At 71.6% G+C, this 14,042-nt stretch carries 14 protein-coding genes; 8 read left to right on the top strand and 6 right to left on the bottom strand.

The window, feature by feature from the left end:
- The first annotated feature begins 86 nt into the window (after positions 1–86).
- Complete coding sequence (locus ACIBMZ_RS24510; RefSeq protein WP_396697554.1) at positions 87–1,748, top strand: DHA2 family efflux MFS transporter permease subunit; 1,662 nt, start codon at positions 87–89, stop codon at positions 1,746–1,748.
- Between the two features lie 81 nt (positions 1,749–1,829).
- Here ACIBMZ_RS24510 and ACIBMZ_RS24505 read toward each other — a convergent pair whose 3' ends face one another.
- The 3 genes from ACIBMZ_RS24505 to ACIBMZ_RS24495 form a co-directional block, all read right to left on the bottom strand.
- Positions 1,830–2,252 carry a VOC family protein gene (locus tag ACIBMZ_RS24505; RefSeq protein ID WP_350694673.1) on the bottom strand — a complete coding sequence of 141 codons (423 nt, stop codon included), beginning with the start codon at positions 2,250–2,252 and terminating at the stop codon, positions 1,830–1,832.
- 107 nt (positions 2,253–2,359) lie between these two features.
- Positions 2,360–2,770: a VOC family protein gene (locus tag ACIBMZ_RS24500; protein ID WP_396697552.1), complete on the bottom strand. Its 411-nt coding sequence runs from the start codon at positions 2,768–2,770 to the stop codon at positions 2,360–2,362.
- Between the two features lie 79 nt (positions 2,771–2,849).
- A complete protein-coding gene (locus ACIBMZ_RS24495) occupies positions 2,850–4,058 on the bottom strand; it encodes a cytochrome P450 (RefSeq protein ID WP_396697550.1) in 1,209 nt (402 codons plus the stop codon).
- 154 nt (positions 4,059–4,212) lie between these two features.
- Here ACIBMZ_RS24495 and ACIBMZ_RS24490 point away from each other — a divergent pair, with 154 nt between their 5' ends.
- Together ACIBMZ_RS24490 and ACIBMZ_RS24485 are read left to right on the top strand one after the other, a co-directional pair.
- Entirely contained in the window at positions 4,213–5,472 is a 1,260-nt protein-coding gene (locus tag ACIBMZ_RS24490) for a condensation domain-containing protein (protein ID WP_396697791.1), read from the top strand.
- Between the two features lie 45 nt (positions 5,473–5,517).
- Positions 5,518–5,886 carry an MmcQ/YjbR family DNA-binding protein gene (locus ACIBMZ_RS24485; protein ID WP_396697548.1) on the top strand — a complete coding sequence of 123 codons (369 nt, stop codon included), beginning with the start codon at positions 5,518–5,520 and terminating at the stop codon, positions 5,884–5,886.
- 229 nt (positions 5,887–6,115) lie between these two features.
- Here ACIBMZ_RS24485 and ACIBMZ_RS24480 read toward each other — a convergent pair whose 3' ends face one another.
- Entirely contained in the window at positions 6,116–6,490 is a 375-nt protein-coding gene (locus ACIBMZ_RS24480; protein WP_350694679.1) for a hypothetical protein, read from the bottom strand.
- A gap of 527 nt (positions 6,491–7,017) precedes the next feature.
- On the opposite strand from ACIBMZ_RS24480, the gene ACIBMZ_RS24475 reads away from it, so the two are divergent.
- Positions 7,018–8,214: a cytochrome P450 gene (locus tag ACIBMZ_RS24475; RefSeq protein ID WP_396697545.1), complete on the top strand. Its 1,197-nt coding sequence runs from the start codon at positions 7,018–7,020 to the stop codon at positions 8,212–8,214.
- A gap of 76 nt (positions 8,215–8,290) precedes the next feature.
- Here the strand turns inward: ACIBMZ_RS24475 and ACIBMZ_RS24470 are convergent, their stop codons facing one another.
- Positions 8,291–9,310, bottom strand: coding sequence for a methyltransferase (locus ACIBMZ_RS24470; RefSeq protein ID WP_396697543.1), 1,020 nt, complete (start codon positions 9,308–9,310; stop codon positions 8,291–8,293).
- Positions 9,307–10,278, bottom strand: a complete 972-nt coding sequence (locus ACIBMZ_RS24465) for a ferritin-like domain-containing protein (RefSeq protein ID WP_396697541.1) — start codon at positions 10,276–10,278, stop codon at positions 9,307–9,309. The genes ACIBMZ_RS24470 and ACIBMZ_RS24465 overlap by 4 nt, the downstream gene beginning before the upstream one ends.
- 59 nt (positions 10,279–10,337) lie before the next feature.
- Between ACIBMZ_RS24465 and ACIBMZ_RS24460 the strand changes: the two genes are divergently transcribed.
- From ACIBMZ_RS24460 to ACIBMZ_RS24445, 4 genes are all read left to right on the top strand, one after another.
- Positions 10,338–11,645 (top strand): condensation domain-containing protein, encoded by a 1,308-nt coding sequence (locus ACIBMZ_RS24460; RefSeq protein WP_396697539.1) that lies wholly within the window; start codon positions 10,338–10,340, stop codon positions 11,643–11,645.
- Between the two features lie 175 nt (positions 11,646–11,820).
- Entirely contained in the window at positions 11,821–12,933 is a 1,113-nt protein-coding gene (locus ACIBMZ_RS24455) for an LLM class flavin-dependent oxidoreductase (RefSeq protein ID WP_396697537.1), read from the top strand.
- Positions 12,930–13,601 (top strand): NADPH-dependent FMN reductase, encoded by a 672-nt coding sequence (locus ACIBMZ_RS24450; protein ID WP_396697535.1) that lies wholly within the window; start codon positions 12,930–12,932, stop codon positions 13,599–13,601. Before ACIBMZ_RS24455 ends, ACIBMZ_RS24450 begins: the two co-directional genes overlap by 4 nt.
- Before the next feature lie 29 nt (positions 13,602–13,630).
- The gene (locus ACIBMZ_RS24445) at positions 13,631–13,930 is read left to right on the top strand and encodes an acyl carrier protein (protein WP_131057237.1); all 300 of its coding nucleotides are present in this window, start codon (positions 13,631–13,633) and stop codon (positions 13,928–13,930) included.
- The last annotated feature ends 112 nt before the right edge of the window (positions 13,931–14,042 follow it).

Raw genomic sequence — 14,042 nt, 5'->3', positions numbered from 1 at the left:
GCCACCGTCACGTCCACCGAACCCCCCAGGAGAGGGATCTGATGTCTGACGACACTCGCACGTCGCCAGGAACCGACACCGACACGGTGTCGGTTCCTGCGCCGGCCGCGACGCCACCCGACGAGTTCGTACCCCCGGTCACCGGTCGCAAGCGCACCCTCGCCCTCATCGTGGTGCTCACCGGGTTCGTGCTGGACCTGCTCGACATCACCATCGTCAACGTGGCGCTGCCGTCGATCCGGGACGGCATCAACGCCACCGCCTCCACCATGCAATGGCTGGTGGCCGGCTACGCGCTCGCCTTCGCCTCGATGCTGATCATTTCCGGTCGGCTCGGCGACATCGTCGGCGTACGCCGGATGTTCCTGATCGGCGTCGCCGGCTTCACCTTCACCTCGCTGCTCGCCGGTATGGCCCAGTCGCCCGAGCAGCTCATCGTGCTGCGCTTCCTCCAGGGCGCGATGGGCGCGGTGATGGTGCCGCAGGTCTACACGCTGATCCAGTTGCTCTACGCGCCCAAGGAACGCGGCCGGGCGTTCGCCGCGCTCAGCGCCGCGCTCGCCTTCGGCACGGTCGGCGGCCCACTGGTCGGCGCGCTGCTGACCACCGCGAACGTCGGCGGCCTCGGCTGGCGCATGATCTTCCTGGTCAACGTCCCGATCGGCATCGCGGCGTTCTTCGCCGCGCGGGCGCTGCTGCCGGAGTCCGAGCGCAACCGTCGGGAACGGCTCGACGTGGTCGGCGCGACGCTGATCACGGCGGCGGTGATGCTGATCGTCTATCCGCTGGTGCAGGGCCGCGAGCACGGCTGGCCGCTGTGGACGTACGCCATGATGGTCGCCGGTCTGGTGGTGTTCGCGCTGTTCGTGCTGCACCAGCGCTCCCGCACCGAGTCGCCGCTGGTGCCGCTGTCGCTGTTCCGGCACCGCTCGTTCAGCTCCGGCCTGGTGGTGGTCTTCCTCTTCCAGGGCGCGGTGATGTCGTTCTTCCTGGTCATCACGATCTACGTGCAGATCGGGGTGGGCTACAGCATCCTGCGCGCCGGGTTGGCCGGGCTGCCCTGGGACATCGCGGTGCCGCTGCTCGGCTGGCTCTCCGCCCGCTGGATCACGCCGAAGCTGGGTCGGGTCGGCCTACAGATGGGCCTGGTGCTGCTGATCGCCAGCATGTTCTGGTTCATGTGGGTCATCGACAGCACCCCGCAGGTGACCATCTGGCAGTTGCTCGTGCCGATGTTCATCGGCGGTGCCGGCATGGGTATGACCTTCCCGCCGCTGATGGGGTACTCCCTGCACGACGTGCCCGGCCATCAGGCCGGGTCGGCGTCCGGGGTGGTGAACGCCAATTACCAGATCGGCGTGACGCTCGGCATCGCCGCCTGCGGCACGCTCTTCTTCAGCCTGATCGCCGCCAACGCGCCGTCGGCCACCGACGACGTCGGGCCGCGGCTGCGGACGGACCTGGTCGCGGTGGGTGTCGCCGAGGGGCAGGCCGAGCAGATCGGGCAGCGGTTCCGGGACTGCGTGACCACCCAGCTCGGCGCGGCGGACCCGACGCTGCCACCGGCCGGTTGCGACACCGCGACCGTGGCCGCCGGCGGCGGTGACCGGGCCGTCGAGGTGATCGAGCAGCGGTCGTTCGAGGCCAGCCAGATCAGTTTCCAGCGGGCCATGGTCGGCACGCTCTGGTTCAGCGTGATCAGCTTCGCGCTGGCCCTGCTGGGTAGCTTCCTGCTGCCACGTCGCTGATCAGGCGCGGCCGACACGCCCCGCGGCCCCGGTGCCACCGTCCGACGGTGGTGCCGGGGCCGCGGCGTGTCGCGGGTCGGATCAGCCGAGCGCGGTCCGGTAGGTCGCGATCGTCCACACGTGGCCCTGCGGGTCCTGGCAGGTGAACTCGTACGAGTCGTGCGGCTTGCTCTCCGGCGCGAGCAGGATCTCGGCGCCCCCGGCGACCGCCTTGGCGTGCAGGGCGTCCACCTCGGTGTCGGTCTCGACCCGGACGAACGTGCCGGCGGTGGCGGCACCGAGCGCGCGCGGCTCGCCGAGCCGAAGCTGGCCGTTGGCCGGATTGATCATGATCAGACCATGGTCACCGATCTTCAACTCGGCGTGGTACACGTTGCCCTGGCCGTCGTCGAAGACCCCGAGCGTGGTGAAACCGAACGTGTTCACCAGCCACTCGATGGCCTTGGCCGGGTTCTCGTAGGCGATGTAGGGGGCGACGGTGGGCGGCACGGAGGAATCGGCCATGGGTCACTCCTCGGAGTCGATACGGTGAGCCTGTCAGGACGAGCAATCACTCTATGTGCTCTTTGCGTCCGGCGGACGACAAGAAGCCGACGTTCTGCCGTCGGTGGTCAGTCGAGCTTCGGCGCGTAGCTGCCGAAACCCCACAGGTGACCCTCCAGGTCGCGGACCACGTACTCCCGCGAGCCGTAGTCGGTGTCGGTGAGCGGCATGACCACCTCGGCCCCGGCCGCCACCGCCCGGTCGTGGTGGGCGTCGACGGCGTCGCCGACGTAGACGTAGACACCCTGGCTGGTCAGCGGCAGGTCCCGGGGGCTGGCCATGGGCAGGCTGGACGAGCCGGCCGGACCGAGCTGGAACGTCCCGATGCCCCACCGCAACTCGGCGTGCACCACCTGACCCTCGCCGCCGGTGGTCTTCTCCAGCAGCGTGAACCCGAAGGCGGAGCAGAGCCAGTCGATGGCGGCACCCGGGTCCCGGTAGCGCAGGAAAGGGATCACCGGTGCGACCACATCGGACATGTGTGGATCCTCCTGATGTCGACAGACGACATCCACCCTACCCAGCCGGGTCCGCCCCAGACAGCCGACACACCCGGGGTCAGCGCGGTCGCACCAGCAACGGCAACTGGTCGTACGAGCGCAGGCTGGCGTGTCGGCGTCGGACCGGCGGCCCCGCCGGACCGAGGATCTCCACCGTCCGCACCAGCCGCTCGAACACGATCACCGACATCAGCCGGGCCATCGCGGTGCCGAGACAGTGGTGCAACCCGCCACCGAACCCGAGGTGCGGGTTGGGGTCACGCCCGACGTCCAGGCGCTCGGCGTCGGCGAACACGGTGGCGTCCCGGTTGGCGGCGCCGAGCAGCAGCAGGACCGTCCGGCCCGCCCGGATCTTCACACCCTCCACCTCGACCGGTTCGCGGGCCACCCGGATCACGTTCTGGATCGGTGCGTCGTACCGCAGGAACTCCTCCACCGCGGTCGGCACCAGGCCCGGGTCGGCGCGCAGCCGGCGTAGTTGGTCCGGGTGCGCGAGCAGCGCCGCGACCCCGTTGGAGACCAGGCCCATGGTGGTCTCGAAGCCGGCGTGGAACAGGAAGAGCATGTTGTCCACGAAGTCGGCCACGGCCAGCCGGTCGGTCGCCGACTCCTCCCAGTACATGCCGGCCAGCGTCGGCCCGCCGGGCTCGTCGCGGCGGGCGGAGAGCAGTCCGCCGAGGTAATCGTGCAGCCAGGGCAGCGCGGCGTTGATGTCGTGCAGGTCGGCCGGGGTGAGGTTCGCCGCGTCGAACACCTTGGCCAGCGAGATCACCCGGGTCAGCACCTCGGGCCGGTCCTCGGCCGGGATCCCGATCAGGTCGCACACCACCCCGACCGGCAACGGCACCGCGAGGTCGGTCACCACGTCGAGGGTGCCGCGTTCCAGCGCGGGGTCGAGCAGCGCGTCGGCCGCCGCACCGATGTGTCCGGTCAGCCGGCGCGCCACCGGGGTGCCGAGCGCCCTGCCGATGAACCGCCGCAGTCGGGTGTGGTCCGGCGGGGTACGGGTCAGCACGATCCGGTCCAGGAACTCCGCGCCCGGCCCGTCGCCGAGCGTGATCCGGGTGTACTCCGGCGGCATCCGGCTCTCCAACCGGGTCTCGCGCAGCAGCGTGGACACCAGGGAGTGCCCGGTGACCAGCCACTGACCCAGCTCGGCCCGGGACAACGGGCCGCGTTCCCGCAGTTGCGCGTACGCCGGGTACGGGTCGTCCTGGGTCGCCAGGAACGCCGCGGACAGGTGAGGACGCGCGGTCTCGGCTCGCATACAGAGCACTATCCGGGAGAGCCCGCCGGGCGGCAAGACCCTACATACGTCTATCACCACAGTCGACAAGGTCCACGGGCTGTTCTAGGCTCGGTCCGTGGCTGAGCTCGTGCGTGAGGAACCCGCTTCCGTCGGTCAACGCCTCCTGGCCCTGATGGACCACTACCGGGGCCGGGACAGCGCTCTCAACGAACAGGTGCTGTGGCGCCTGCGTGGTCCGTACGACCACGAGGCGATGACCCGTGCGGTGACCGCCCTGAGCGCCCGGCACGAGCCGCTGCGGACCACGTACCCCCGGGGTCGCCGGATGCGCCAGCAGATCCACGAGCCGCGCCCGGTGCCGGTGCCGGTGACCGACGTGTCGGCCGAGGCCGACCCGGCCGCCGCCGCCCGGGAGGTCGTCGCCACCGAGGTGGCAAGCGGGGTCGACGCCTCGGTGTGGCCGCTGCGGCCACGGGTGGTCCGGCTCGACCCGGAGCACCACCTGGTGGTGCTCACCCTGCACCACTACTGCTCCGACGACTACTCCAACGCGCTGCTGGCCCGTGACCTGCGGGCGCTGTACGCGGCCGAGACCGGCGAGACGGTCGACCTGCCCGCGCCGCAGTGGCAGTACGCGCAGTGGGCCCGCTGGCAGGCCGAGCAGCTCTCCGGCGCGAACCTGGAACGGCTCACCGACTACTGGACCGGTAAGCTGACCGGTGCGCGCCTGGTGGAGCTGCCGGCCCGCAGGCGACGTCCGGTGCCCGACGGCGATCCACCGTGGATCTCCGTCGAGCACTACGTGGACGCCGAGACCACGGCCGCGCTGCGGCAGCTCGCCCGCCGACACCGCACCACGCTGTTCCCGGTGACGCTGGCGGTGTTCTACGCCCTGCTCCACGCCGAGACCGGCGCCGACGACCTCACCGTGGCCTCGCTCTTCGCCAACCGCGGGCAGCCGCAGGTCCGCGACACGGTGGGCTTCTTCGCCAGCATGGTGCTGCTTCGAGAACGCTTCACGCCGGACACCACACTGAGCGAGCTGATCGCCCAGGCCCGGACCACGGTGATGGACGCGATGCGGCACCAGGACCTGCCGCACCAGTTGCTACCGCCGGACACCGTGGCGGGCGGCACCGGACGCACCGACGACGTGCTGTTCCAGCTTCTCGGCAGCCTGATGACCCGGGCGGACATGGCCGGTGAGGAGCTCGACGACATGGAGGCCCAGCTCGAACGGCGGCGCTTCGCGCTGGAGTTCGTGGTGGTGCCGCAGGGCGACCGGCTCTCCGCGCTGCTGTTGTGTTCCCGGGCGGAGTTCGATCCGCGGTGGGCGGACACCTTCGTCCGCGACTATGTCACCCTGGTGCGACGCGTGGTCGCCGACGCCGACGTCCCGCTCGCCCGGTTGCGCGGCGCACCGGTGACCTGAGCATGCCGGCCCGCTCCGGGCCGGCACGACCCGGAGGGGACCGAGATGATCACCGAGGACGAGGTCCGGCGGATCGCGCTGGGCCTGCCCGAGGCGCATGCCAGCGCCCACTTCGACAACGCCGACCTGCGCGTCCGTAACAAGATCTTCGCCGCCTTCCCGGCCGGTGCGGGCACTGTCATGCTGCGGCTCGACCCGCAGGAGCAGGCGGCGCTCCTGGCCGAGGACCCGGCCACCTTCGGCGCGCCGGACAACCACTGGGGACGCCAGGGCTGGACCAGTGCCCGGCTGGACCGGGTCGATCCCGGGCAGTTGTCCGAGCTGCTCACCGACGCCTGGCGGCGCCGGGCACCCCGGCGGCTGGTGACGGCGTTCGACGCGGCACGTCCGGGCGGGGGTGGGGGTGTCGGGTAGTGGGCTCGCCCGCGGGCAGAACAGGCGACACCCGACACCACAATTGATTGAACACGCAATTATCGACGTCGCACGAATCGAACTATTCCCGGCCGACGCGATACCCCCGACACACAAATGCAAATTGCAGATTCCGATGCACGGATAATCCGGTTAAGTCTTTCTGAATCGGACCGAAACGGCACACATATATTTTCGGACCGACCGCCCCGCACCCCCGCAGAACCGGTCAGCCCCGATTGCGCCCGGCCAGTGGCCCGGGACACCAGCGCACCACCCGCGCCTCGGCCACCGCCGGTCGTGACCTGCGTCGACGCACCAGGAACTGCAGGTGCAGCCGCAGCATGCGGCCGATCTGCTCGGACGCCACGCCGCGTCCACTGCGCCGCCCCTCCAGCATGGCCCGCTCCGCCCCGCAGCGCACGACCACCGCGGCCCCCGCCGCGCTCGCCCCGGCCGCGACGTCGACGAGCGAGGTGAAGCCCACCTCGTCCACGCCGGTGACGTCGGTCAGGTCCAGTTCCACCTGGTCGGGCAGCAGGTCACCATGGTCCAACATGTACTCGGCGACGCGGGTGACGTACCCCGCCGTGCTCCGATCCACGCTGCCGCTGACGGAAATCGCTACGGCGGTTCGACTCACCCTCCGGGCCTTGACCATAGGCAACACAATTCCCCCCTCCTGCTGATCTCACACCATAGAACGCACTCGCGCGAGATGGGAATAACCGATCGGCTTCAATACTGAGACATCCGCGTGCTATCTCCCGCTGACGAATCTGATGGACCACAATGCAGGTCACTTTCCGTGCTTACACAGGAAGATCTCCGGCCGCCCGGCCCCGGTCCCGGGCACCGGACCGACGCCTCGACGGTGAGCAGCGTCTACGACCCGCAGGCCAGGACGCCCGCACCGCGGATGCGGCAGGACGGCGCGCGGCCCCGCCGACGCCCGTTCGGGCGAACCGGTCACCGCACGTGATCGACCGCCGACCACCCGGCCGAACATCCGACAAAAGTCGACGGAGCCACTGACCGGCACGGATCGGACGTCCCGACCGGGCCGACGGAGTGTGTGGTGTGTCGTCATCGCTCTTGCCCGTCGGCGGTGACCCGACAGACACTAGGCGGATGAGCGCACCGACCCTCGCACCCCGGTTCGACGCCCTGGACCCGAACGTCGTCGAGGACCCCTACCCCGAGTACGCCCGGCTGCGCGCCGCCGGGCCGCTCTGCCGGATCGGTCCGGGCAGTTGGGGTGTCACCCGCTTCGCCGACGTGGTGGCCCTGCAACACGACCCCCGGCTGGGCAGCGAGTTCCCCGCCGGCTACCACGAGGTGTCCGTGGGCGACGGCCCCGCCGGCGCCTTCTTCCAGCGCATCATGCTCTACCGCGACCCGCCGGACCACGTCCGGCTGCGCCGGCTGATGAGCCGCGCGTTCAGCCCCGCAGTCGTCCGCCGACTGCGGTCCTACGTCGAGGAACTGGTCGACGAGATGCTCACGACGGCCCTGGCGACGGGTCGGATGGACCTGGTCCCCGAGCTGGCCTACCCGCTGCCGGTGCAGGTGGTCTGCCGGCTGATGGGCATCCCGCCGGAGTCCACCGAGGACGTCCGCCGGCACGCGATGAACCTCGGCCGCGCCTTCACCGCCGTGGTCCCCGAGCACGCCCGCGCCGACGCCGACGTGGCCGTACGCTGGCTGCGCGAGCACATCGGCGACCTGCTCGACCAGCGTCGTTCCCGGCGCGGCGACGACCTGCTCTCCCGGCTGCTCGACGTCGAGGAGTCCGGCGACACGCTGACCCACGACGAGATCGTGGACAACACCGTCTTCTCGTTCTTCGCCGGCTTCGAGACCACCGTACACATGATCACCACCGGCACCGCCGCGCTGCTGGCCCACCCGGACCAGCTCGACCGGCTGCGGGCCGACCCCTCCCTGGCGGGAACCGCGGTGGACGAGTTCCTCCGCTGGGACGCCCCGATCCAGGGCACGGCCCGCTACGTGCACGAGCCGATCGAGATCGGCGGACGCACGGTCCGCAAGGGGCGGGTGCTGGTGCTCATGATCGGCTCGGCGAACCACGACGAGCGCCGGTTCACCCGGCCGGACCGGCTGGACGTGGGCCGCACCGACAACCCGCACGTCGCCTTCGGCGGCGGCGCCCACCTGTGCCTCGGCGCCTTCCTGGCCCGGATGGAGGGTGCCGTGGTGTTCGACCGGCTGGCCCGCCTCGCCGTGCTCGAACCGGACGGACCGACCGTGCGCGAACGCGACACCCCGTTCCGCGCGTACGCCTCGGTGCCGATCCGGCTCGGCTGACGACTCACCGGAGCGACCGGAGACAGGACCCGGCTCGGCCACCGTCCTGTCGCCGGTCGCGGTGCGGCGGGCGTGCTCAGTCGGCGGGCAACGCCTCGATCGCGGTCAGCGTGGGCGTCCCGATGACCTGGGTCAGCCGCAGCCCGGCCCGCTCCAGCAGCCGACCGGTCTCCTCGGCGCTGCGGTGCGCGCCACCGGTGAGCACCATCGCGTGCACGTCGAAGAGTTTCGCCATGTCGAAGGCGTCCCCGGGCGGCAGCACCGCCTCCAGCAGGACGAGCCGCGAGTCGGGCCGCATCGCGGCGCGCACGGTGCCCAGGATGCGCGCCGCGTCGTCGTCGTCGAAGCCCGGCAGCACCGTCTTGAGCAGGTAGCCGTCACCACCGGCGGGGACCGCGCCGAAGGCGTCGCCGGGCACCACCTCGCAGCGGTCGGCCACGCCGGCCTCGGCCAGCACCTTCGGCGCGCCCGCGACCACGTGCGGCAGGTCGAACAGCACCCCACGCACGCCGGGGAAGCGGGTGAGCAGGCCGGCCAGGAACCCGCCCGTCCCGCCGCCGACGTCCACCAGCGTGCCGAACCGACGCCACGGGTACGCCCCGAGCACGGTCCGCAGGTGCAGGTGGTTGACGCTGCGCATCCAGTCGTCGACGCGGGCGCTCTCCTGCGGGTGGTCGGCGAGGTAGCTCCAGTAGTCCTGACCGTGCACGTGCCCGAAGGCCGGTTCCCCGGTGCGCAGCGTGTGCCCGATCGCGGCCCAGGCCCGCACGTCGGATTCGAGCAGGGTGAAGCTGTCCCGCAGCGACATCGGGTGGTCGCCGCGCAACGGCTCGGCCAGTGGGGTGAGCGCGAAGGTGGCGTCGGCGACCTCGCTGAACACGCCCCGGGCGGCCAGCGCCCGCAGCAGGCGCAGCAGCGCCCCCGGATCCGCGCCGGCTGCGGCGGCCAGCTCGGACACCGGTCGCGGACCGTCGGCCAGCAGGTCGGCGATGTGCAGGTCGCAGGCGGCCCGCAGGGCGAACGGGGTGATCTGGTCCCCCAACTCGCCGAGCCGGACCACGGCGGTCAGGTCGAGATTGCGTCGGGTGGCCGTCATGCCAGTCTCCCCCTTCGGATGCGCAGCCGCTCACCGGCGAACTGCAACAGGCCCAGCTTGTCCAGTCCGGTGCGGACCGGTTCGGTCATCAGGCCGATCTGCCCGAGCGCCACCGCCACCCGCGAGAACACCGCCTGCCGGTACTTGATCATCAGGTCGTGGTTGGTGGCGAAGGCGACGCCCTCGGCGCGGTTCACCTCCAGGCGCTCCCAGATGTCGTCGAGCAGGAACCGCCGACGGATCAGCGCCGCGGCGTCCAGGACCAGTTCCTCCCGCTCGGCCCGCTCGGCCGTGGTGAGCTGGTCGTAGAGCCCGGAGAGGGAGAGCACGCCGAAGGTGACGTGCCGGGCCTCGTCCCGGGCCACGAGATGGGTCAGCTCCTTGATCAGCGGGTCGTGGAAGCTGCTGTTGGAGAGCCGGAACGAGGCCATCGCGATCGCCTCGACCATGATCTGCATGCCGAGCGCGGTGACGTCCCAGCGCGAGTCGGACAGGATGTCGGTGAGCAGCTCCCGCAGCGGCTCGGAGACCGGATACGGTTCGGGGATCTTCTCCCGCAGGTACCGGGAGAAGACCTCCACGTGCCGGGCCTCGTCCACGGCCTGGGTGGCGGCGTAGAACTTGCTGTCCAGGTCCGGCACGGTCTCCACCAGCCGGGCCGCGACGATCATTGCGGCCTGCTCACCGTGCAGGAACTGACTGACCATCCAGGACTGGAACTCCCACCGGAACGCGTCCCAGGCCCGGGGACCACGCGGCGCGAGCGGCGAGGCGGCGAACGCGGCCATCGCGAAGGCGGAGTCGTCCGGCAGCGGTTCGCCGAACGGCACCGGCACCGACCAGTCGACGTCGGAGACCTTCCACTGGGCTTCCTTGGCCCGTTCGTAGAGCGCCACGAGCCGTGGATCGGAGGCTTCGTAGTCCCAGGTGAGTGTGGTGTCGACGCGGGCCGGCACGACAAAGCTCATACGACACAAGGTACCCAGAGACCCCACCGATGCCAATGCGGTGACGCTATGGTCCGTGCGTGGACACACAACAGACACCAGCGTCCGTGGCCCAACGACTCCTCTGGATGATCAAGCACTACCGCGCCGACTTCGGTGCGCTGAGCTGCCCGCTGCTGTGTCGGCTCACCGGTCGGGTCGACGCCGACGCGCTGGACGCCGCGTTGTCCGCCCTCAGCGCCCGACACGATTCGCTGCGGACCACCTTCACCGGTCGGGGCGCGCGGTTGGCCCAGGTCGTGCACCCGCCGACACCGGCCGCCGCCCGCCGGGTGGACCTGTCCGACCAGCCGGACCCGGCCGCCGCCGTCGACCAGGCGATCCGCGCCGAGCTGCGGACCGCGATCGACCCGACCGAGTGGCCCGCGCGGAGCACGCTGTGGCGGCTCGGGCCGGACGAGCACGTGCTCTGCCTGAACCTGCACCACCTGGTCACCGACGCCTGGTCCACCGGCATCCTCTTCCGGGACCTCGGCGTGCTCTACGCGCAGGCCCTCGGGGTGCCGGCGCGGCTGCCCGCCACCGGCTGGCAGTACGCGGAGTTCGTCCGCTGGCAGCAGGAACTGCTCGACGGCGACGGGTTGCGCCGGCACCGGGACTACTGGCGGCGGCAGTTGACCGGCAGCGAACTGCCGGCGGTGGGCACGTCCGCCGTCGCCGCTACACCGTCGGACGGTCCGGCCACCTCCGACGTGGCGGTCGACCTGGACCGGGAGGCGGTGGCCCGGCTGCGCGCGCTGGCCCGTACCCAGCGGAGCACCCTGTTCGCGGTGCTGCTGGCGGTCTTCTACCACCACCTGCACCGCATCACCGGTCAGGACGACCTGGCGGTGGCCTCGATGTTCGCCAACCGGTCCCGTCCCGAGCTGCGGGAGACCGTCGGCCTGCTGGCCAACATGGTGCTGCTGCGGGCCCGGGTCGGGCAGGCCGAGACCTTCGCCGACCTGGTCGGGCAGGCGCACGGGGCGGCCATCGGCGCCTTCACCTACCAGGACCTGCCGTACCAGATGCTGCCGCTGGACGTGGTGCAGACCGGCGGCCGGCGCGCCGACGACGTGCTGTTCAACGTGATGGCTGAGGTGCAGCACCGGACGGAGTCGGCGGGCGTCGGCTTCGAACTGCTGGTGCCGCCGGGGCTGGGCAGCCGGTTCCAGTTCGAGCTGGCGGTGGCCCCGGTCGGCACGGCGGACCTGCGTGCGGTCTTCTACCACCGCACCACCGCGTACCCGCCCGCCGAGGCGCAGGCGTTCCTGGCCGGCTATGCGGACCTGGCCGCCCGGCTGGCCGCCGAACCGACCGCACCACTGCGGACCAGGCGCGGCGGCTGACGGCACCACGAACAAGCACCACACAACACGACACTGGCGTCACACACTCTTGACACCGCATCCGGGTGCTGAGAGGCTTCGACCAGCCCTACCTGGTAGCGCGCAGGGAGCGGGGGTGCCTGTACCCGCCGGACGCGACCGCTCACACGACCACTGCTGTGACAGGAAGGTCCACATGCCACTTCACCTGCACTGGTTCCTCCCGTCCCACGGTGACGGCCGTGAGGTGGCGAAGACCCCGCAGGGCGCCCCCGTCGACCCGGCGGACAACGTCCGGCGCGCGCCGGACATCGACTACCTGGCGCAGGTGGCGATGGCCGCCGACCGGTTCGGTTTCACCGGCGCCCTGGTGCCGACCGGGCTGTTCTGCGAGGACCCCTGGCTGGTGTCGGCCGCCCTGGCGGACCGGACCCGCCGGCTGCACTTCATGGTCGCGGTACGCCCCGGGTCGGTGGCCCCGACGATCGCCGCGCAGATGGCCGCCACCCTGCAACGCCTCTCCGGCGGCCGGTTGCTGCTCAACGTGGTCACCGGCGGCGACCGCGACGAGCAGTTGCGCTACGGCGACTGGCTCGACCACGACCAGCGCTACGCGCGGGCCGAGGAGTTCCTCGACGTGTTCGGCCGCGCCTGGTCCGGCGGCACGTACGACTTCGAGGGCACCCACTACCGGGTCCGGGCAGGTCGGCTGACCCGGGCACACCCGCTCACCCCGCCGGTCTTCCTCGGCGGCTCCTCGGCCGCCGCGCACGACGTGGCCGCCCGGCACGCCGACGTCTACCTGGCCTGGGGCGAGCCACCCGAGCAACTGGCCGCCCTGGTCAAGAAGGTCCGGGACCGGGCCGACGCGCAGGGCCGCGAGCTGTCCTACGGATCCCGGTTCCACGTGATCAGCCGGGACACCGCCGAGGAGGCGTGGGACGTCGCGCACCGGCTGGTGGCCGGGATGCACCCGGACACCATCGCCGCCGCCCAGCGGCGCTTCGCGCGCACCGAGTCCGAGGGGCAACGCCGGATGGCCGCCCTGCACCGGGGCCGGACCGAGAGCCTGGAGGTCTACCCGAACGTGTGGGCCGGGTACGGGCTGGTCCGACCGGGCGCGGGTGCCGCCCTGGTCGGCAGCCACGTCGAGGTGGCCGACCGGATCGAGGAGTACCACGCGCTCGGCCTCGACCATCTGATCCTCTCCGGCCAGCCGCACCTGGAGGAGGCGTACACCTTCGGTGAGGGTGTGCTGCCGCTGCTCCGCCGGCGGGGGCTGCTGGCCGAACCGGAAGGAGACCGGTGACCGACCTGCGGCAGCACGCGCCCGAGCGGACGACCCCTCCGACAGATCCCCGAGCCGTACCGGCCACCGTCCTGATCGGCAATCCGCGCCGGGGCTCGCGTACCTCCACCGTGGCCCGGCACGTGACCGGCGCGCTGCGTACCGGTCTGGCCGAACTCGGCGTGGACCTCGGCGAGCCGCACCTGGTCGACCTGGCCGAGCTCGGCGCGGACCTGCCGTCCCGGCTGATCGCCGGCACCGCCGCCCACGCGCCCCTGGAGCGGGTGGTCGCCCGGGTCCGCGGACCCGGTCTGCTGGTGGTGGTGAGCCCGACCTTCAAGGGCTCCTACACCGGCCTGCTGAAGCTCTTCCTCGACATGCTCCCCCGCGAGGGCCTGCGTCCGGGCACGGTCGCCGTGCCGGTGACGACCGCCGGCTGGGCGCAGCACCGGTACGTCGCCGACGCCCAACTACGGCCACTGCTGGTGGAGCTGGGCGCCGTGGTGCCGGTCCGCGGCCTGGCGGTGCTCGAGGAGGAGTTCGGCGACCTCGACGCGGCGGTCGCCGGATGGACCACGGCCGCGGTGCCGGTGCTCGCCGCCGTGCTGCGCAGTTACCAGACCCCGTCTGTGGGACCGCACCGACCCGCGGAACCCGTTCCCGTCCATCAACCCGCACAGCTCCGGTGAGCCGGGCGATCCGGAAGGAAGTAGCGACCATGAGTGAGCAGACCCCGACGGTCGTGGGGCCGAAGCAGTCCGACGAGCAGATCCGCGCTCAGGTCCAGGCCATCGTGCTCGACCTGGCGCCCAACCCCGACGGCCTGCGTGGGGAGGAGACGGCCCTGGTCCAGGACCTCGGCTTCCACTCGCTGGCCCTGATGGAACTCGCCTTCGCGTTGGAGGACGAGTTCGACCTGGAACCGATCGACGAGAAGACCGCCCGGTCGATCACCTCGCTCGGCGCGGTGCAGGAGCACGTGCTGCGCCGTATCGCGGAACGTGACGCCGGGGCCTGATCCCCGGACGAGGCGGCGGGCGGGGCCCCCCCCCCCGGGGGACCGGCCCGGGCGGCGAGCGGGCCCCCCGGGGCGCCGCCGCCCGGGGTCCGCCACCGCCCCACAGCCCGTA

Origin of the sequence: Micromonospora sp. NPDC049900 (genome assembly GCF_044461025.1) — a bacterium.
Classification (GTDB): Bacteria; Actinomycetota; Actinomycetes; order Mycobacteriales; family Micromonosporaceae; genus Micromonospora.
This window is presented reverse-complemented; position numbering and strand designations above follow the sequence as displayed.